Source organism: Aminobacter sp. 01T433 (genome assembly GCF_056398585.1).
On sequence record NZ_JBFTPR010000019.1, the window covers coordinates 15,725 to 34,624 of the forward strand.

At 62.1% G+C, this 18,900-nt stretch carries 18 protein-coding genes, 1 tRNA gene and 1 pseudogene; 14 read left to right on the top strand and 6 right to left on the bottom strand.

Features of this window, described 5'->3' with window-relative positions:
- Positions 1-513: a prolyl-tRNA synthetase associated domain-containing protein gene (locus tag AC1DLV_RS25065; RefSeq protein WP_476802838.1), complete on the bottom strand. Its 513-nt coding sequence runs from the start codon at positions 511-513 to the stop codon at positions 1-3.
- A 213-nt stretch (positions 514-726) separates the two neighbouring features.
- Here AC1DLV_RS25065 and AC1DLV_RS25070 point away from each other — a divergent pair.
- From AC1DLV_RS25070 to AC1DLV_RS25105, 8 genes are all read left to right on the top strand, one after another.
- A tRNA-Gly gene (locus AC1DLV_RS25070) sits at positions 727-801 on the top strand.
- Positions 802-1,024: 223 nt separating this feature from the next.
- Positions 1,025-1,573 (top strand): hypothetical protein, encoded by a 549-nt coding sequence (locus tag AC1DLV_RS25075; protein WP_476802756.1) that lies wholly within the window; start codon positions 1,025-1,027, stop codon positions 1,571-1,573.
- A 145-nt stretch (positions 1,574-1,718) separates the two neighbouring features.
- Positions 1,719-1,955: a hypothetical protein gene (locus AC1DLV_RS25080; protein ID WP_476802757.1), complete on the top strand. Its 237-nt coding sequence runs from the start codon at positions 1,719-1,721 to the stop codon at positions 1,953-1,955.
- 6 nt (positions 1,956-1,961) lie between these two features.
- Positions 1,962-4,424 carry a DNA ligase D gene (gene ligD, locus AC1DLV_RS25085; protein WP_476836278.1) on the top strand — a complete coding sequence of 821 codons (2,463 nt, stop codon included), beginning with the start codon at positions 1,962-1,964 and terminating at the stop codon, positions 4,422-4,424.
- A gap of 40 nt (positions 4,425-4,464) precedes the next feature.
- Positions 4,465-5,337 carry a non-homologous end joining protein Ku gene (ku, locus tag AC1DLV_RS25090; RefSeq protein ID WP_476802759.1) on the top strand — a complete coding sequence of 291 codons (873 nt, stop codon included), beginning with the start codon at positions 4,465-4,467 and terminating at the stop codon, positions 5,335-5,337.
- Positions 5,334-6,422, top strand: a complete 1,089-nt coding sequence (locus AC1DLV_RS25095) for a tetratricopeptide repeat protein (RefSeq protein ID WP_476802760.1) — start codon at positions 5,334-5,336, stop codon at positions 6,420-6,422. Before ku ends, AC1DLV_RS25095 begins: the two co-directional genes overlap by 4 nt.
- Complete coding sequence (locus AC1DLV_RS25100) at positions 6,423-7,061, top strand: alpha/beta hydrolase family protein (protein ID WP_476802761.1); 639 nt, start codon at positions 6,423-6,425, stop codon at positions 7,059-7,061. It abuts the gene before it with no gap.
- A gap of 7 nt (positions 7,062-7,068) precedes the next feature.
- Complete coding sequence (locus AC1DLV_RS25105; RefSeq protein ID WP_476802762.1) at positions 7,069-7,839, top strand: exodeoxyribonuclease III; 771 nt, start codon at positions 7,069-7,071, stop codon at positions 7,837-7,839.
- A 6-nt stretch (positions 7,840-7,845) separates the two neighbouring features.
- On the opposite strand, the pseudogene AC1DLV_RS25110 reads toward AC1DLV_RS25105, so the two are convergent.
- The 4 genes and pseudogenes from AC1DLV_RS25110 to AC1DLV_RS25125 form a co-directional block, all read right to left on the bottom strand.
- Positions 7,846-8,880: pseudogene (locus AC1DLV_RS25110) on the bottom strand (DUF1254 domain-containing protein).
- 17 nt (positions 8,881-8,897) lie between these two features.
- The gene (locus tag AC1DLV_RS25115) at positions 8,898-10,367 is read right to left on the bottom strand and encodes a DUF1254 domain-containing protein (RefSeq protein WP_476802763.1); all 1,470 of its coding nucleotides are present in this window, start codon (positions 10,365-10,367) and stop codon (positions 8,898-8,900) included.
- Positions 10,368-10,567: 200 nt separating this feature from the next.
- Positions 10,568-11,743: an ABC transporter substrate-binding protein gene (locus tag AC1DLV_RS25120; RefSeq protein ID WP_476802764.1), complete on the bottom strand. Its 1,176-nt coding sequence runs from the start codon at positions 11,741-11,743 to the stop codon at positions 10,568-10,570.
- A gap of 336 nt (positions 11,744-12,079) precedes the next feature.
- Positions 12,080-13,006, bottom strand: coding sequence for a LysR family transcriptional regulator (locus AC1DLV_RS25125; RefSeq protein WP_476802765.1), 927 nt, complete (start codon positions 13,004-13,006; stop codon positions 12,080-12,082).
- A 232-nt stretch (positions 13,007-13,238) separates the two neighbouring features.
- On the opposite strand from AC1DLV_RS25125, the gene AC1DLV_RS25130 reads away from it, so the two are divergent.
- The 3 genes from AC1DLV_RS25130 to AC1DLV_RS25140 are packed head-to-tail and all read left to right on the top strand — an operon-like array spanning position 13,239 to position 16,120.
- Positions 13,239-14,396 (top strand): FAD-dependent oxidoreductase, encoded by a 1,158-nt coding sequence (locus AC1DLV_RS25130; RefSeq protein ID WP_476802766.1) that lies wholly within the window; start codon positions 13,239-13,241, stop codon positions 14,394-14,396.
- A 56-nt stretch (positions 14,397-14,452) separates the two neighbouring features.
- Complete coding sequence (locus tag AC1DLV_RS25135) at positions 14,453-15,241, top strand: alpha/beta fold hydrolase (protein ID WP_476802767.1); 789 nt, start codon at positions 14,453-14,455, stop codon at positions 15,239-15,241.
- 9 nt (positions 15,242-15,250) lie between these two features.
- A complete protein-coding gene (locus AC1DLV_RS25140) occupies positions 15,251-16,120 on the top strand; it encodes an alpha/beta hydrolase (RefSeq protein WP_476802768.1) in 870 nt (289 codons plus the stop codon).
- On the opposite strand, the gene AC1DLV_RS25145 is transcribed toward AC1DLV_RS25140, so the two are convergent.
- Positions 16,117-17,028, bottom strand: a complete 912-nt coding sequence (locus AC1DLV_RS25145; RefSeq protein ID WP_476802769.1) for a LysR family transcriptional regulator — start codon at positions 17,026-17,028, stop codon at positions 16,117-16,119. The genes AC1DLV_RS25140 and AC1DLV_RS25145 overlap by 4 nt on opposite strands.
- 127 nt (positions 17,029-17,155) lie before the next feature.
- Here AC1DLV_RS25145 and AC1DLV_RS25150 point away from each other — a divergent pair, with 127 nt between their 5' ends.
- The 3 genes from AC1DLV_RS25150 to AC1DLV_RS25160 are packed head-to-tail and all read left to right on the top strand — an operon-like array spanning position 17,156 to position 18,864.
- Positions 17,156-17,311 carry a hypothetical protein gene (locus tag AC1DLV_RS25150; protein WP_476802770.1) on the top strand — a complete coding sequence of 52 codons (156 nt, stop codon included), beginning with the start codon at positions 17,156-17,158 and terminating at the stop codon, positions 17,309-17,311.
- Positions 17,308-18,267, top strand: coding sequence for a dihydrodipicolinate synthase family protein (locus AC1DLV_RS25155; RefSeq protein WP_476802771.1), 960 nt, complete (start codon positions 17,308-17,310; stop codon positions 18,265-18,267). The genes AC1DLV_RS25150 and AC1DLV_RS25155 overlap by 4 nt, the downstream gene beginning before the upstream one ends.
- A gap of 45 nt (positions 18,268-18,312) precedes the next feature.
- Positions 18,313-18,864, top strand: a complete 552-nt coding sequence (locus tag AC1DLV_RS25160) for a 3-hydroxyanthranilate 3,4-dioxygenase (protein ID WP_476802772.1) — start codon at positions 18,313-18,315, stop codon at positions 18,862-18,864.
- The last annotated feature ends 36 nt before the right edge of the window (positions 18,865-18,900 follow it).

An 18,900-nucleotide genomic window follows, 5' to 3' on the forward strand; every position in this document is an offset into this window, starting at 1 on the left:
TCAGCCCGAGACTTTCAAGATAACAGCATCGTGGCCCGTTGCCTCGACGAAAAGCAAGAGGTCGCTGCTGGCGATGGAGGTGGTGGCCTCATTGGTCAGCGGGTGGGCGTTGATCACGGCGTTTTCCATCAGGGAACTGTCGAGGACCAGCTTGACCTTGCCTGAGCTGTCGTTGATCAGCCCGAAGACTGAGACCGAGCCGGGTGCCACGCCGAGCAGCTCCATCAAGGCCTCGGGCTTGCCGAAGGAAACCCGGCTCGACGCGCCGATCAGCTGATGGATCTGCTTGAGATCGACGCTCGCCTCCTCATCCACCGTGACGAGAAAGAAGTTGTCCTTCTTGTCCTTGAGGAAAAGGTTCTTGGTGTGCCCGCCGGGGATCGCGCCGCGCAGCGCCTGCGAATCCGCGACCGTGTAAAGCGGCGGGTGATCGTGCGTCTGGACGGTGATTCCGAGGGTGTCGAGGAAGGCCAAAAGCTCGGCCCTGGTCTTGGGATTCGTCGCGCCGGTCATGAAAGCCTTCGCCAAAAATTGCTTGGTGGGAGGGTTTATGGGCAAAGCCAGGGGCCAAGACAAGCCCGCCTTGTTCATCCACAGGCGCGGTTTCCGCGGAAATCCGGGCTTTCTCGGGCATTGGAAAAATAGCGAAAAAAGATCGCGTTTTCCCTGTTGCATTCACCGCGAGGTTCGGCCATATAGCAGCCGTTGCGGCGACGAGCCGTGCGAGCGGGTGTAGCTCAGGGGTAGAGCACAACCTTGCCAAGGTTGGGGTCGAGCGTTCGAATCGCTTCACCCGCTCCAGTTTTCCCAAGGGAAAACCAACATCAAAAGCGGCCACCTTCGGGTGGCCGTTTTGCTTTGCGCAATGCGCCATGTCTCCCACTGAACGGTTTGCGCAGTTGTCGCCCCATGCCTGATCTGGCGGCGGTTTTGACAATATTAGCCGCAGCTCATAGGCTGCCCCAAATCACGAGCGTCGGCTCCTTGCGGGAGCAAAGAGCCGTGCTGGTTCCTACGGGCACCAGTGGAACGCCGAAGCCTTTCGGCTTTCCAGGCAAGGTTCGGCAACAAGATGCATCCGGCGATCATGGTCCTGCCTTTGGCAGTCTTCACCTTTTCCGCGGCAATGGCGGACGAGAAGGATTTCCTCGAAACCCTTTCAGGAAACTGGCATGGCTCGGGTCAGATACGGCTGAAGCCCGAAGCAATGGCGATGAGCGTCTCTTGCAATCTCGATTCGCGCGCTGACGGTTCCGAACTCAATCTGGATGGTGCCTGCCGGGCTAAAGCTGTCTTTTCGCGCCATATCGGCGTCGACCTGATTGCCAACGGCCTGCATTATTCCGGTTCATATCTGGGGTCGATACGTGGCCCCGCTGAGCTTACCGGCACGCGATCAGGCGATACACTCAACCTCAAGGTCAGGTGGCCGGACAGAGGTTCTGGGCCACGCGTGGCAAGCATGCGGGTGGCGAATCTCGGCACAGGGCGCATGCGGATCGTGACGGTGGAAGCGCATCCCCAGACCGGCGAGCAGGTTGTGACGGCGCGGATCGAGTTCAGCCGAAACTAGATGGTGCAAGCCTGCCAATCGCCAGTCGCGGGCGATGCCATGGCGATGTGTGAAGCTGATGGAAAAGCCAGGTCAGATCGCGCGCATTGATCAATTCCCTCATTTGAGAGATAGTCGGGTCAGCGTTGCGTGGAGCCTTGGGCCTATGCGTACACCGGTTGCCAACCAGATCAGGAAGCGCAAGGCCGTCGCCGATGCGCTTGGCCGGCACAAGGTTTTCGTCAGCTCCCGGCTGTTTCGTGGCGACGGGCAGACCGTTTCGCGGGTGCTGATTTCCGGCCAGTACTACGACGTCAATGATGCCTTACTCGATAGGCTGATGGCCGGTGCTACCCCCAAGGAGCTCGAACTTGAGCCCGCGCCCGAAGATGCGGCGCTCTAGGCCGGGATGGCAGCGGAAAAGCTTCGCACCTACCGGCAAAAGCGCGATTTCACCAAGACGCGCGAGCCGCGCGGCGTCGAGCAGAGCGGCGAAGGCAACCGCTTCGTCGTGCACAAGCACCATGCCACCGCAGACCACTACGATCTCCGGCTCGAACTCGATGGCGTGCTGAAGAGCTGGGCTGTGCCGCGCGGGCCCTCGCTCAACCCGGCGGACAAGCGGCTTGCGGTCGAGACCGAGGATCACCCGCTGGATTATATCGATTTCGAGGGCGTCATCCCTCTGGGGGAGTATGGCGGCGGGCCGATGATCGTCTGGGACGCTGGTGTGTGGGCGCCGATGGAGGATGCACATTCGTCGCTGGAGAAAGGCGCGTTCAAATTCCGGCTATGGGGTGAAAAGCTCAAGGGCGGCTGGATGCTGGCACGGTTGAAGCCGAAACCCGGCGAGGACAAGCGCAACTGGCTGCTGTTCAAGGAGCATGATCCTGCCGCCGACGAGGGCGTCGATATTCTCGAAGCGCGGCCCGAAAGCGTGAAGACCGGGCGACGCATCGAGGAGCTGGTCGCTGCTCCCTCGAAAAAGCCGCCCACAAAACCTGGCGACCTCAAGCCCGGCAAGCTGGCCGGAGCGGTGCGCGCGCCGATGCCGGCGCGGGTCGAACCGCAACTGGCGACCGCTGCTCCGAAGCCGCCGTCGGGCGAGGGATGGCTGCACGAAATCAAGTTCGACGGCTATCGCACCATGGTGCATCTTGAGGGTGGCTCGGCGAAGCTGATCACCCGCAGCGGCATCGACTGGACGAAACGCTACGGCAAGCTGGCGTCGGCCTTTCGCGAGCTGCCTTGCAGCGACGCCGTCATCGATGGCGAGATCGTTGTGCTCGACGACAAGGGCATCAGCCGGTTTGCTGCCCTGCAAGATGCGCTCGCCAGCGGTCACGGCGAACTTCTGGTGTTTTACGCCTTCGATCTTGTCCATCTCAATGGCTGGGACCTGACCAGGACAGAGCTAGAGAAGCGCAAGGGCCTGCTGGAACAGTTGCTGGCAGGCCATGTCCACGCGCAGTCGGCGTTGCAGCTCAGCGGACATGTCGAGGGCGACGGCCAAGCGTTGTACGACCAGGCAACCGAGATGGGGCTCGAGGGCGTCGTGTCGAAACGGATTTCGGCGCATTACACCTCTGGCCGTTCGCATAGCTGGACCAAGACCAAGGCGCTTACGATCGGCGACTTCGTCATCGCCGGCTACACCATCTCTCAGGCGGCCGAGGGGCTGGCGGCACTTGCGCTTGGCGAATGGGTGGATGGCGAGCTGCAGTATCGTGGCAAGGTTGGAACCGGCTTCGACAGTGAGACGTTGGAGACATTGCTGCACCGGTTGGAAGGTCTACGCGAGGGGGCAGCGAAGCTCGATGGAGCGCCAAAGGAGGTCATCCCTGTGCGACCTGTGCTCAACGCCCGCATCCACTACGCCAATCGCACCACTGACAATGCGTTGCGTCATGCGGTGTTCAAGGGATTGCGCGAGGCCGAGCTGTCGGAAGCGCCGCAGGCTCCGCGCAAGCGGTTGATCACCGATGCCGACCTTGCCACCATCTCGATCACCAATCCGACACGTCGGGTGCTCGGCAAGTCCGGCCCGACGAAGCTCGACGTCGCCGTCTATTATGCCGCCGTCGGCGATTTCATGCTGCCGCATATCCTGGGGCGGCCGGTGTCGCTGTTTCGCTGTCCGACGGGTCAACCCAAGGACTGCTTCTTTCAGCGCCATGCCTTCAAGGGCATGCCGGCAACGATCGCATCCTTCGAGACCAAGAATTCAGACGACGAGAGCAAGACCTACATTTCGGTGGAGGACGCCAAGGGTTATCTGGCGCTGGCGCAGTTCGGCGTCGTCGAGTTCCATGTCTGGGGTGCGCTGCGCAAGCGTTTGGACAAGCCCGACCGGATGGTCTTCGACCTCGATCCAGGCGAAGGCATCAGCTGGCGCGAGGTCGTTGAGGCGGCCGTCCATGTCCGGGCCGAACTTGAGAAGATAGGGCTGGTGGCTTTCGCCAAGACGTCGGGCGGCAGCGGCATTCATGTCGTCGTGCCGACGACGGGCAAGCTCGGCTGGAAGCCGTTCCATCAGGCAAGCAGCGAAATCTCGTCTCGGATCGCCAAGACCGCGCCCGACACATTCACCACCGTGATGGGCAAGGACAACCGCAAGAAGCGCATTTTCATCGACTTCCACCGCAATGCGCGCAGCGCCACGGCGGCAGCTCCCTACAGCCTTCGCGCCCGCACCAACATGCCGGCGTCGACGCCGCTTAGCTGGCCGGATCTCGAGTCCATCGACGCTCCGGCGGATTTGAACTATTCTTCGCTTCCCGGACTTGTGGCCAAGTCAGGCGATCCTTGGGCGGACATATCAGATCACGCCCGGGACTTGCCGACCGAGGTCATCGCCAAGAGTAAGTCTTGACCAAGAGTATGTCTTGAATTGTGTCGCGTAGGAGACAAGCATGGCACCAAGGGCAAGTTGGAAGGGATATCTGAAGCTCAGCCTGGTCAGCTGCCCGGTACGGCTGTACCCGGCGACCAGCACGAGCGAGCGCATCAGCTTCAATCAGCTGCACAAGGACACGCATAACCGGATCAACATGAAACCCGTTGATCCGGAGCTTGGCCTTGTCGAGCGCTCAGACCTCGTCAAAGGTTACGAATACGAAGACAAGAGATATGTGGTCATCGACGAAGCCGACATCGATAGCGTCAAGATCGAATCCAACCACACGATGAACATCGAGGCGTTCGTCGACGAAGGCGACGTCGATGTGATCTACCAGGACGCGCCTTATTATCTGGCGCCTGATGGCGCGATGGCCGAGGAAACGTTTTCGGTGCTGCGCGAAGCGCTGCGCAAGTCGGGCAAGCTCGCCATCGCCCGCCTCGTCTTGTCGAGTCGCGAGCGCGTGGTGACCATCGGCGCACGCGAGAACGGCATGTTTGTCTGCACATTGCGCAATCCCAGCGAGGTGCGCGGCACGGCTGAATATTTCGGCAACATCCCCGCCGGAAATCCCGATCCCGAAATGCTTGAACTCGCCGAAGCCCTGATCAAGCAGAAGCTGACGACGTTTGATCCGAAGAACTACGAAGACCGCTACGAGATCGCCTTGATGAAGATGATCAAGGAGAAGCTGAAGGGCCACAAGCCGATCATTGCGGCAGCACCAGAGCGCGGCAATGTCATCAACCTGATGGATGCGCTGAAGGCCAGCCTCGGCCAGGCCAAGCCGCCGGCCAAGAGCAAGACCAAGGTCGAACCGGCTGAGAAGCCGGCAGCCAGGCTTGTGGCCGTTGGCGGTGGCAAGGCCGCGAAAGGCAAGAAGTGACGGCACTTTCGGGCAGGATATTCGGTCTGGTCGGTGCGCTTGCCGCTTTCCCCAGGCGGCTCGGCGTGCGTGAGGTCGCTCGCCAAGGCGGCGAGCTCCAGCACGGCATAACGCGACGTACGACCGATGTCGTACTCGGCAGGACATTGCTCGGCAAGCTCGACGAGGCGCAGCTGGAAGCACGGATCAATGCGGCATCGGGCTCGGGTCGTCCGGTGCTCAGCGAGAACGGGTTCCTGCGGGCGCTCGGCTTGCTGGACGCGGTCGAGGGCGCGGAAATGACCCGGCAGTCGCTGATCGATCAATCGCGCATCGTTCCTCGTGCCTTTGACTTCCTGTCGCTGTTCGACGCCTTTGAAAGCGACAGCGAGCCTTATGCGTTTCGCGATCTGATCCTCGCCAGGAAATATGCCGGGCTGCTGGCTGGTGGAGCCACATGGAGCGCGATCGCACGGTCGGTTCGCCGCTCGGGTGCAGTGGCCTCGCTAAGCGCCATGTCGCTTCATGCCGACGGCAAGGACGCGATCTACGCCCGCCTAGGTGCTGATCTCGCCGAACTGGACGGCCAGCGGCTCTTGCCGCTCGAACGAACCAGCGACGCCGAACTCGAAGACATGTTCGAGCTCGCCGAAGAGGCGGAAGAGGGTGGCCACTACGTCGAGGCGGCGGCGCTTTATGCGCGCTGCCTGGCGGCCGATCCGAGTGACAGCGTGGCTGCCTTCAACCGGGCAAACAGCCTGCGCGCGGCTGGCCTCAATCAAGAGGCGATGCAGACCTATCTCAGGGCGATCAAGCTCGACCCGAAATTCGTCGAAGCCTGGTTCAACCTTGCCGGCCTGTTTGCCGCCCAAGGCAAGGCGCATACGGCAAGGCGGCATCTCAAGAAGGCGGTGGCGCTCGACCCATCTTATGCGGACGCCGTGTTCAATCTCGCCAATCTCGAATATGAGGCGGGCGACCTTGCCGAGGCCAGGCGCTGGTGGTCGCTCTACCTCGAACTCGACGGCACGTCGGAATGGGCGAAGACCGCCGCCAAGGGCATCCAGTATGCCGATCTCCACCTCAGGGAACGGACGGCAAGCTAGATGGGCGTGAACTTTCTTTTCGACGGCGCGGAAGACGCACCTGTTACCGTGCTCCTGGCGCATGGGGCGGGTGCACCGATGGATTCGGCGTCGATGAATGCGGCAGCCAATGCTCTTGCCTTGGCTGGCTTTCGCGTGGCGCGTTTCGAATTCGGCTACATGGCGGCGCGGCGCACCGAGGCCGGACGCAAGCCGCCGCCAAGGGCTGAGACGCTGAACCCCGAATACAAGGCAGCGGTCGAACAGCTCGGCGCCAAGGGGCCGCTGATCATCGGCGGCAAGTCGATGGGCGGGCGCGTTGCCAGCATGGTTGCCGACGAGCTGTTTGCGTCGGGCAAGATTCTGGGGCTGTTGTGCCTGGGTTATCCCTTCCACCCGCCTGCCAAGCCGGACCAATTGCGCACCAAGCACCTTGCCAATCTCAAGACGCCGACGTTGATCGTGCAAGGTACGCGCGACGAGTTCGGCACGATCGAGGAGGTTCCGAATTACGAACTGTCCGACAGCATCGAGCTGCTGTGGCTTGAAGATGGCGACCATGATCTCAAGCCGCGCAAGAGCATTTCCGGCTTCTCCGCCGCCGATCACCTGAAAACGTTGGGCGATGCCGTGGCCGCATGGGCCGCGCGGCTCTCTTGATCCTTGGATGAAGATCGCGACCTTCAACATCAACAACGTCAACCGCAGGCTCGAAAACCTGCTGGCGTGGCTGAAGGAGGCCAAGCCCGATGTGGTTTGCCTTCAGGAGCTGAAGGCGGCTGACACACAGCTGCCGCGTTCGGCGATCGAGGCATCAGGTTATGGCGCGGTGTGGCGGGGGCAGTCGACCTGGAATGGGGTTGCGATCCTGGCACGCGGCGCTGAGCCGATCCTGACCCGGATGGAATTGCCCGGCGATCCCGACGACGGCCAAAGCCGCTACATCGAAGCCGCCGTCAATGGCGTGCTGATCGCCTCGCTCTATGCGCCCAACGGCAACCCGCAGCCGGGGCCGAAATTCGACTACAAGCTGGCCTGGCACGCACGGCTCAACGCCCATGCGGCGACGCTGCTGGCGGCCGACGTTCCGGCTGTGCTGGCTGGCGATTTCAACATCGCGCCGGAACCCCGCGACGTCTATGCGAGCAAATCTTATGACGACAACGCGCTGGTTCAGCCTGAAAGCCGCGATGCTTTCCGGCAGCTGCTCGACCAGGGTTGGATCGACGCCGTCCGCAAGAAATTTCCCGCTGATACGGTCTACACATTCTGGGACTACAGGCGGAACCGGTGGCCGCGCGATGCTGGGCTCAGGCTCGACCACCTGCTGCTCAGCAACAAGATGGCCAAGCGCCTGACCGGCGCCGGGGTGGATCGCGAGGTACGTGGCCGCGACGATGCGAGCGACCACGCCCCGGTCTGGATCAGCACGAAATAGGGCGGTTCAATTCACCGGCTGCGGCTCGGGGAACGTCCACTTGCCGTCGAGAACTTCCTGTCGAGGACGGTAGAGCCGCACGGTCTAGTTCCAGCCCTTCATGATGGGCAGGCAATTCGCGATCTTGCCGTCGCAGCCGCCGAACTGGATGGCGATCGCACCATCGTCGCTCTTCTTGGCTGTGATGTTGTTGAGCGAATAGGCGTTGTACGGGTTCTTCTCGTAGTAGCCCTCGCCATTGTAGAGGCTGACCGACCAGAAGCCGTCGACCGGCACATCCTTGACGTTCAGCTTGTAGACGGTGGTGCCGTCATTGTTGGCTGGCGTGATGTTGAGATAGGTGGCGTCCTTGTCTGGATTGCCGCCCCAACCGGCGGCGCTTCCGATCAGATGGCGGACAGGATCGACCTCGTCCTTCTTGCCGAAGGCGCCCTTGAAGTCAGGCATGGTCGTGGCAAGAACCAGCAACGCCTCGCGCACCTTCTTCTGGCTGGCTTGATCCCAGGCGGGGACCTCGAAGCTGCCTGGCCCACCCGGTTGCTCGAACTTGATGGCATCTTGCAAGGCATGGACCTCGGCGACGTCCTTGGGGTTCGCCGGATCGACCAACGTGCGAATGCCAACGATCACATAGCGCGTGCCGACCTTCGCCTTGTCCAACGTGTAGCTGCCCGCACCATAGGCAACCTCCGGGACATAATGATCTTCGCTGATCACCTGCATCGACATGAAACGCTCTCCCGCATCGGGGAGCGTAATGGTCACCGGCCCTGCGTCGAGGTCGAATACCGCCGCCGAATAGAGCGTGTCGCGGTTCGCGCGAACAACGGCCTGATGATCGATGTCCATCGGCTCGCGGCGATGATGGAATTTGCCTGGTCCGCTTGCATCGTTGACTGCGTTGCCGAAATAAAGATCGGTTTCGGCGCGGATGAAATTGTCGACGCCGACCGGTATGGTGTCCGCGGCCAGGGCTGTCGCTTGAGGGCTGCCGAACGCCGCCAGCGCGACGGCGAGTGTGCAAGCATATGCGATTTTCATATCCGATCTCCTGCTGTTCATTTTACCTGCTCCAGCGCCGGAGCTTTCCAGGTGCCATCCAGCGCTTCGGGCTTGGGCCAATATAGCCGCATCGCCATGAAGAAGGGGCCGGACGGCGCCGGCAGCCAGTTGGCTTCGTTGTCCGCGCCGGGGGACTGGTGCTGGATGTGGAGCGTGATGTCGCCGTCGGCGTCCTTCTTCAGGTCAGGCAGCATCGGCGAGTTGATCAGGTAGCGGTTGAGGGGGTTGGCCGAGAGAAGGCTGGACGGCAGCTCGTAAAGGGTCAGCGACCAGAAGGCGTTGGCAGGCGGCAATTGGCCGGGCGCGAAGCGAAGGGAGTAGCGGTTTGCGCCGCTTGTCGGCTTGCCATCAGCGTCGGTGAAATAGACGGGATAGATCGCCTCGTCCTTCGAATTGCCGTAGATGCCGAGCACCGCACCCGACATCCGCGCCATGTAGTCGCCATGCAGGAATTCCCGGGTTCCGAACGCATCGGCGCTGGACTGCTTGCCGGTATCGAGCTGAGTTGCCTTGTGTTCCTTGAACGCCGCCCAGGCGTCGGCCATGCCGTCGGTGACTGCCTTTTGTATCTCGGGCGAAAATGCCTTGAAATCGAAGGTCTTGCCGCCGCCGATATCGAGCTTTGCGAAACGTTCCATCAGCTCCGTTTCGGAGGGGTTCGTCGGGGCAAACTGCAGAATGAAATTCAACTCGGTGAAGAATTCCGGCGATGTCCTTTCGTTGTCAACGCTGAGCGGCTTGATGAAGTCGACAGCCTTTGGGGCTGCTGCCGGCGGCGGGTGGCGAAGGAAACTCGACAGCGGCTCGACCTTGTAGCCGGCTTGTATCTTCTTGACGTTTTCGATGTCGCCAGCGTTGAACAGCTGCGTGCGGTAGAGCACGAAGGCGAAATCCGTTTCGGAACGAATGACCTGCTTGATGCCGGCTGGCGTTTCGCCCTTCCAGCTCGGCCCGGCCAGCAGGAAGCTACCCGCCTCGTTGCCGGTGGCGCGGCTGCCGACATAGGCAAAATTGAATGTGTACTGGTCGATGAACTGGAGCGAATAATAGCGCTCCTTCTCAATCGCCGGCACCGTCAGCACCAGCGGCTCGGCACGCAGATCGGCACCGACGAAGGAATAAGGCGTGTCCGAATTGGGTGTCTGGATCGCCTTGTCGTCGGGCGTATAGACCCGCGCAGTGTTGGATATTTCATTCCACGGCGCCTTGAATTCAGGCCCGCTTTTGTCGATGAAATAGGAGTACTGGACGCGGTAGTTGTCGACCAGCGGGAAGCCGTAGATGGTGGCTTCCTTGGCGATGGCACGCGCCTCTTCCGGGGCGAGGGACTGCGCGTGAACCGTTCCGGAACTGGCGGCGGCGATGGCAACCAGACCTGCGGCGAGAAGCCGGCTCCGTCTCCAATCGCCAATCTTGAATCTCAGGCCCCGAACGAGCGCCTGTGGAGTTGGAGTGCACGAAGTCATGACCTCTCCCCAAGATGTTATTGCGCTTGGTTGTTAGCACGGCCCCTTTGCGCTCGCCAGCAAAGCTGGTTCGCCTTGAGGTCAGCTTTTCATGCCTCCGCAAGCATTCGTCGAAGTAGGGTTAGCGTATCTTTTACGGCGCCCAAAACAAACGGGCGGCGCACGAAGCGCCGCCCGAGTGTCCGATCATTGCCTTGGCGTCAGTTGGCGGCCGGCATCTTGCAGTCGGCGGCGTAGCTGTCGCTATGCGCGGTCAGCACCTTGGAGTCGGTCTTGAGCACCATCTTGCCGTCGGCGCCCTTCTCGGCCCTGAGCGAATACCAATCCTGCACCGGATGCTGGTTGGGGCCGAACTTGAACGAGCCGCGCACCGAAGGGATTTCCTGGGTCAGCAGCGCCTTGCGGAACGCCGGCAGGTCGTCGACGCCGGACTTTTCGAGGCCCGTGCCGATCAGCAGCGCTGCGTCATAGCCTTGCGCGGCATAATAAGTAATCGGACGATCGCCGAACTTGGCGCGCCATGCCTCGACAAAGGCCTTGTTGACCGGATTGTCGAAATCGTCGTTCCAGTGGCTGGTGACTTTCACGCCGGCGGCGGCGTCGCCGACAGCCTGGACGATGACCTGGTCGAGCGAGGCCGGATGGACGACCATCGGGATGTCCTTGAGCAGGCCGGCCTGCTGGTACTGGCGCATGAACGCGATGCCCAGCCCACCGGGCTCGAACTCGTAGACGACGTCGGGCTTGGCGGCGCGGATCTGCGCCATTTCGGCGGCGAAGTCGGTCTGGTCGAGGCCGGTATAGGTCTCGCCGACAACCTCTCCCTTATAGAAGCGCTTGAAGGCGCCCATCGTTTCCTTGCCGGCCTGGTAGTTCGGCGCGATCAGGAAGGCCTTCTTGTAGCCGAGCGACTGGGCGAGTGCGCCAGCGCTTTCGCCCTGGCTGTCGTCCTGCCAGGAGCTGACGAAATAATTGGGGTGGCATTCCTTGCCGGCAAAGGTCGCCGATGCGGTGTTGGCGCTGACATAGATGGCGTCGCCGTCGAGAATGTCGGGAAGTGCCGCGAAGGCGACATTGGCGAAGACCATGCCGGTGAACAGCTTGATGCCCTGCTCGGACAGCATCTTGTCGGCGATCTGCTTGGCGTTGCCGGGCTTCAGGGAATCGTCTTCGACCACCAGTTCGACGGCCTTGCCGCCGAGCTGGCCCTTGTTGGTGTCGATGGCAAGCTGGAAGCCGTCGCGGATGTCCTGGCCGAGATAGCCGGCCGGGCCCGAAAGCGTGGTGATCATGCCGATCTTGAGCGGGTCCTCGGCATAGGCCGCGCTCATCGTCAGCGCCAAAAATGCAGCCGACAAAATTCCCTTGAAATGCATCAGGTCAGTCCCTCCAGGTGAATGTGCCCTGACCGATCCGATGCGACTGCCGCGTCTCCCGATCGCGGTTTTGCGCAGCACCTTTGCGGCCAGCAGACGAAATAAGACGAGGAGGTCGCAGCGATGCGCGCGATCAGGCAGTTTGTCCGGCGCAAGGACGATGAGCGCTATCGCGCCAGCCTTGGCACCGGTCCAGAGATCGCAGGCACAACACGCTGCTCCTCCACGGTGTTGTCCAACGCCAAAACTTGGCGCAATCGCAGGCGCGGTAAATGGAAAACTCGTCGTCCAGACATGACGAGTAGGAATATCGGCGGATTGTTGATTGCTAATGCGTCATTGCGCGAGGTCGCGGGCGGTGCGGCGCAGCGTCTCGACCAGCACCTCGGCGGCAGGTGAAAGCCGGGCATTGGTGCGGGTGGTGATGCCGATCGGCATGGCGGTGGCGCGCAATGTCACCGGCAATATGGTGATGGCGCCGGCAGCGGCCTCGCGGCGGGCGACCTGGGCGGGGAAGACGCCGAGATAGTCGGCGTCGATCAAAAGCCCGCGATTGGTCAAAAGCGAAACGGAATCGACGGCATGCGGCGGCGGCTCGAGCCCTTCCTCGCGAAAGGCGATGTCGATCTGGCGGCGCAGGCTGGTTTCCTGTGGCGGCAGGATCCACTCCCAGCCGATCAGGTCGGCGAGGCTGACATGCTTGCGCTCGGCAAGCGGATGGCCGCGACGGGCGACCACGCAGGCGATGTCGTCCATCAGCACTTCCTGCACGACGTTGAGCCGGTCGCGCTGCTCGGACAGGCGCCCGACCACCATGTCGAGTTCGCCGGCGCGCAAGGCCGGGATCAGCACGTCGTTGGTGCCTTCGACGATCTTGACCACCAGCTTGGGCCGCTCCTTGCGCAGGCGGGCAATGGCTGTGGGCAGCAATTCGGCCGAGGCCGAAAGCAGCGTTCCGATGGCAACACGGCCGCCGGTGCCGTCGCGCAGGTCGGCGAGATGCTCCTCGGCATGCGCCAGCTGGGTGATGACGAGGCGTGCGTGCTCGGCCAGCGTGTCGCCGAACATCGTCGGCACGACGCCGCGATTGGTACGGTCGAACAGCCTTGCCTTGGTCAGCGCCTCGATTTCCTGCAGCGCCTTGGTGACGGCAGACTGGGTCATGTTCAGCCGCTTGGCCGCGCGCACGAGGTTGCCTTCCTCGACGATGGCCACGACCATGCGCAGATGGCGGATGGTCAGGCGGCTGGTCACGAGCTTCATTGCGGCATCATCCTCCCAATGACGATTGTGATTTTGATATTCCAAATCCTCATAGAAATATCCAGAGAATTCACTTGTTTGAATTTCCATTCGCTGGGACCTTGCCACGAGGAGGGGCTGGCGGCGCGAGGAACGTTGCCGGCTCACGGAGGTATTTGGGCCTGAGGTCGCACTTTGCGACCCGCGCAGCGGACGTCGGCAGCACCTGCCGCACGGGGAGGAAATTCACGACATGATGCAGAAAACCGGAGCCGGACGCCGCGCGGAAATAGCAGGCGCTGGAATTGGCGGCCTGACCACGGCAGCAGCCCTTGCCCAGCGCGGCTGGTCGGTGACCGTGCATGAACGCGCGCCGACACTCAGGACCTTCGGTGCGGGCATCTACATCTGGAGCAACGGCCTGCGCGTGCTGCAGGCGATCGGCGCCTACGACCAGGCGACGGTCGGCGCGCATATCGGTCCGCAGTTCCACACCCGCGACCACGACAACACGACCATGGAAGAGATTCCGATCAACGGCTCGGGTGATGCGAAGCTGATCACCATCCTGCGCGAGACGCTGATCAATTCGCTTGTCGACACCTGCCGTAGCAGCGGCGTCGAGATCCTCACCAATTCGGAAGCGGTGGGCGCGACGCCTGAGGGCGAATTGCTGCTCGCTGATGGTTCGAAGCGCAAGGCCGACCTGATCGTTGGTGCCGACGGCATCAACTCCAAGGTGCGCGATTCGCTCGACCTGATGATGTACCGCAAGCATCTCGGCTATGGCGCGATCCGCATGCTGATTGGGCGCGACGACGGCGACGTGCCGGCGGAAGACCGCGAGCGTTACATCGAATATTTCACCGGCACGCGCCGCATCCTCTATACGCCGGCGAGCGCCACCGATCTCTATGTCGCGCTGTGCTGCGCAGCCGACGATGCGGCGGCGCTGAAAGTGCCGGCCGACCGCAAGCTGTGGACGCAATCCTTTCCGCATCTTGCCAATCTCGTCGCCCGTTTCGGCGACGCGGGCCGCTGGGATGCCTTCGAGGTGGTCAAGCTCAAGCAGTGGAGCAAGGGACGCGTGGCGATCCTTGGCGATGCCGCGCATGCCATGCCGCCTTATCTCGGGCAGGGCGGCGGCTGCGCCCTGATGAACGGTCTTGGCCTTGCCGCAGCGGTTGACGAAGGAACCGACGTCGCCCAGTCGCTGGCCGATTGGGAAGCGCGCGAGCGCCCGATGACCGAGCACACGCAGGATACAGCCGAGCGGCTTGGCGACATGAATTTCTGGCCCGACGACGTCCGCTCGCAGGTCTTGAAGATCACCGGCAAAAGCCGCGAGATCGGCGCCGAGCGGATGAAGACGGCGCGCCACGCGCCGACCGCGACCAAAGCGCTGGTCTGAACCCACTGACATCAAGGGAAGCCTTGAGCTTGCCTTCAGAATTTCGGAGTCCGCACATGAAATCCATCGAGATCGGCGCCAACACTTTTTCCTATGACGATATCGGCGAAGGCCCGGTCCTTCTGCTGCTGTCCGGCTGGTGCCAGGATCACCGCCTGTTCAAGACGCTGGTACCGGAACTCGCCAAGACGAACCGCGTCATCCGCCTGGACTGGCGTGGCCATGGCGAGCACCGCCAGCATGATGGCGACTTCACCACCAGCGAGCAGGCCGACGATGTGGTCGCCTTCCTCGACAAGATGAACATCGACACGGTGGTGCCGGTTTCGACCTCGCATGGCGGCTGGGCCAACATCGAGATCACCGATCGCCTCGGTGTGGCGCGTATTCCGCGCTCGGTGGTGATCGACTGGATCCAGACGACGCCCGATGAGGCGTTCTTCTCGATGATCGACCACATCCAGGACCGTACCAACTGGGAAAACGGGCGTGGCGACTTCTTCAACTACTGGATCGGCGACACCGACAACCAAGACATCATCGGCCACGTCAATGACGAGATGGCCAAGTACAGCTTCGAGATGTGGGCGCGTTCGGGCCGCGAGATCGCCAAGGCCTATCGCAAATGGGGCAACCCGATGCAGCGCATGGCTGCGCTGAAGGAAAAGCGCCCGGTCACCCACATCTATTCGCAGCCCTTCGAGGCGGAATATGCGCAGGCGCAGCTCGATTTCGCGGCGAAAAACGACTGGTACATGCCCAACAAGCTGCCGGGCAAGACGCACTTCCCGACGCTGGAGCAGCCCAAGGTCGTGGCCGAGACCATCCGCGCTTTCGTGAAGTAGGAGTTTTGCATGAGCGCGCTTGCCGACGAAGCCAACTGGCCGCGAGAGACCATCGACCGCGACTACGGCGCGCGTGCTTCGGTCGCTCCTGAGGTGTTCGACGCCGAGATGCGCCATTATCGCAGCCGCTCGGAAGAGATGCGTCCTCACGCCTCGCATCTCGACGTCGTCTACGATGCCGAAAGTGGCCAGACCATCGACATCTACGGTGCGGGCGAAGGCCTGCGTCCGGTGTTCGTGTTCATCCATGGCGGTTATTGGCGCATGCTGTCCAAACACGATTCCGCCTTCATGGCCGGAATGCTGGCAAGCCATGGCATCGCCACCGCCGTCGTCGACTACAGGCTCGCCCCTGAGGTGACGCTGGACGAGATCGTGCGCGAGGTTCGCGCCGCCATCGCCTTCCTGGCCAAGAACGGCCGCGAATACGGCATCGACCCTGACCGCATCTATGTCGGGGGAAGTTCGGCTGGCGGACATCTGACGGGCGCTGTGTTGAGCCACGGCTGGCACCGGCAATTCGGCGTGCCCGAAAACGTCATCAAGGGTGCGATGCCGATCAGCGGCCTGTTTCACCTGGGGCCGATCGCCAAGTCGTTCGTCCAGGATTGGTTGTCGCTGGATGCTTCCGAGGTAGAGCGGCTGAGCCCGGTGGCGAACATCCCGGCCGTGGGCTGCCCGATCGTCGTTGCCTATGCCGATGGCGAGCCGGCCGGTTTCAAACGCCAGTCGGCAGAATATGACCGGCTCTGGCGGGAGGCGGGTTTTGGCTCGCAAATGATCGAGGTCGCCGGCCGCAACCATTTCGACGTGCTGCTCGATCTCGCCTCCGACGATACGATTATGTCGAAGGCGCTGGTCAAGTTGATCAAGGGCTAGCTGGTCTCGCGAGGCGTCAGCTGCTGGGCGTAGCGCCTTACGACGGCGGCGAAAGCGGAGACGGCGGGCGAGATCGAACGGCCGGTGGCGTGGATCATCACCACGTCGCGCGAGATGTTGGGCTCGATCAGTGGCTTGCCGACGACCTTGCGATGGCGGGCGGCCGCAAGCGCATAGGTCGGCAGCACGGCGACGCCGAGGCCGGCCTCGACGAGGGAGATTGCGGTCGTGATCTGCGTCACCTCATAGACTGGCTTCAGGGCAAGTTCCGCCGTTTCGAAGCCGACCTCGACCAAAAGCCGGATGCCGCTGTCACGGGTCAGGGTGATCAGCGGCTGGTCCTCCAATGCGCGCCATGGCACCGAAACAGCACTGTTGAACGGGCTGCGCTGGTCGCAAAACAGCATCAGGCTGTCGCGCACCAGAGGCAGGCGCTCGATGCCTTCTTCGGCCGGGGAGAATGTGCCCAAGCCGCAATCGGCCTTGCCGCTTCTGACGCTTTCGACGATCTGTTCGGTGCCGACGTCGGCGAGCTGGACCGCAATTCCGGGATAGCGCTTCTGGAAGTCGGCGATGGCCTGCGGCAACACGACGGCGGCGAGCAAGGGCGGGGCGGCGATGCGCAGGCGACCGCGCCTGCGTTCCGCCAGTTCGTGCACGCCTTCGACCGCGTGCTCCAGTTCCTCCAGAACCTTGGCGGCGGAGTGGCGGAATTCGCGCCCGGCGTCGGTCAGTTCGACGCGCCGCGTCGTGCGGTCGAACAGGCGCACGGCGAGTTCGGCTTCGAGATCCTTGATCGATTGCGAAAGTGCCGGCTGCGCGGTGTTCAGCCGTTCGGCGGCGCGCGAAAAATTGCCGAGATCGGCGACGGCGAGGAAGCTCTCGATCTGCTTGATGGTGATTTTCATGAGGCTTCCTGATCTATTGGAATTTCATCTCAATTAATAGCATGAATGATGATTGTCTTATAGATGGCGTCGGTGTTTTCTGAGCTGGGAGCAAGGCCTGCACTGCGGTGCGGGCGTGGAGGATTTCTTGAACGTGAAGGGCGCGATCAGCGACGCAACAAATGGCTGGATGGACCACAATGTCCGGCCGTACGCGCGATCTTCAAGTGCCGATCAATGCACGAAATTCTGGCTCGCCGTGCTCGGCAATGCGAGCGGCGATATTCAGGTGGATGACCTATGAAATATAGCAAGAAAGACGCCAAGGCCCATTCGCGGGCAACGATGAAGGGGATCTGGGCCGCCGGCCTGATGCCGTTCAAGCAGGACCTCGCCATCGATGAGGACGGCTTCCGCGGCAATATCGACCACTGGATCGAAGACCTCAAGATCGACGGCTTCTTCATTGCCGGCAAGCAGGGCGAGTTCTTCTCGATGTCGATCGACGAGCGCAAGCGCAGCTTCGATCTTGCCGTCGATGCCTGTGCCGGCCGCGCCCAGACCATCATGTCTTGCTCCGACCAGAACATGGACGTGGTCATCGACCTCGCCAAGCACGCGCAGAAATGCGGTGCCGACTACATCGTCGTGCATGCACCGGTGCTGCATTTCTTCAAGCAGCAGGACGAAACGCTGCTCAATTATTACCGCACCATCGCCGACAAGGTGGATATCGGCATAGCACTGTGGAGCCATCCCGATAGCGGTTATCTGATGAGCCCGCAGCTTTGCAACAAGCTCGCCGATATCGAAAACGTCGTCGCCATCAAGTACTCGGTGCCACGCCCGATGTACAAGGAACTGAATGCGCTCGCCGGCGACCGCATCCTGGTCAGCACGGCTTCGGAAGAGGAATGGCTGGACAATATCCTCGAGCTTAACTGGCAGCTTTATCTCTGCTCGTCTCCGCCCTACCTGATCCAGACCAAATACGACAGCCGGATGCGCGAGTACACGGACCTTGCCTTTGCCGGCAAAGCCGAAGAAGCGCGGCGCGTTCGCGACAGCCTCGACCCGGTGCGAGCCGCCCTCAAGGACACGCGCCCGGCCGAAAAGCCGCATTCGCACCAGAAATACTGGCAGCAACTGCTCGGGCAGACGGGTGGCCGTGTGCGCCCGCCGCTGCTCGAACTCACCGAGGAAGAAAAGCGCGTTACCCGCGCCGCTTTCGACAATTGTGGTCTCAAGACCACGGCCTGACCCACACCACCTACGCGCCCGCGCCGCCCAACCGGAGGAATGACCATGACCAAACGCCTCGCAGCGTTCAACTTCTCGAAATGGATCGACGAGCATCAGCATCTGCTCAAGCCGCCGGTCGGCAACCAGCTGGTGTTCAAGGATGCCGACCTGATGGTGACCGTCGTCGGCGGCCCGAACAGCCGCTGCGACTACCATGACGACCCGGTCGAGGAGTTTTTCTACCAGCTCAAGGGCGACATGCTGCTGAAGCTGCACGATACCACGACCGGCGAGTTCTATGACGTGCCGATCCGCGAGGGCGAGGTGTTCCTGTTGCCCGCGCACATGCGCCATTCGCCTCAGCGCCCACAGGAAGGCTCGATCGGCCTCGTCATCGAATCGCCCCGCCCCGAAGGCGCGCTCGACGCCATCGAATGGTATTGCTTCGAATGCAGCGCCCGGGTGCACCGCGCCGAGGTCGATCTGGAATCGATCGTCGACGACCTGCCGCCGATCTACAAGGCTTTCTACGAAGACGAAAAAGCCCGCACCTGCCCGAACTGCGGCACCCTCCATCCCGGCAAGGAACCGCCGGCCGGCTGGGTCAAGCTTTAGCTCTTTCGAACCTCGATATGGCCCGCCCCGATGCGG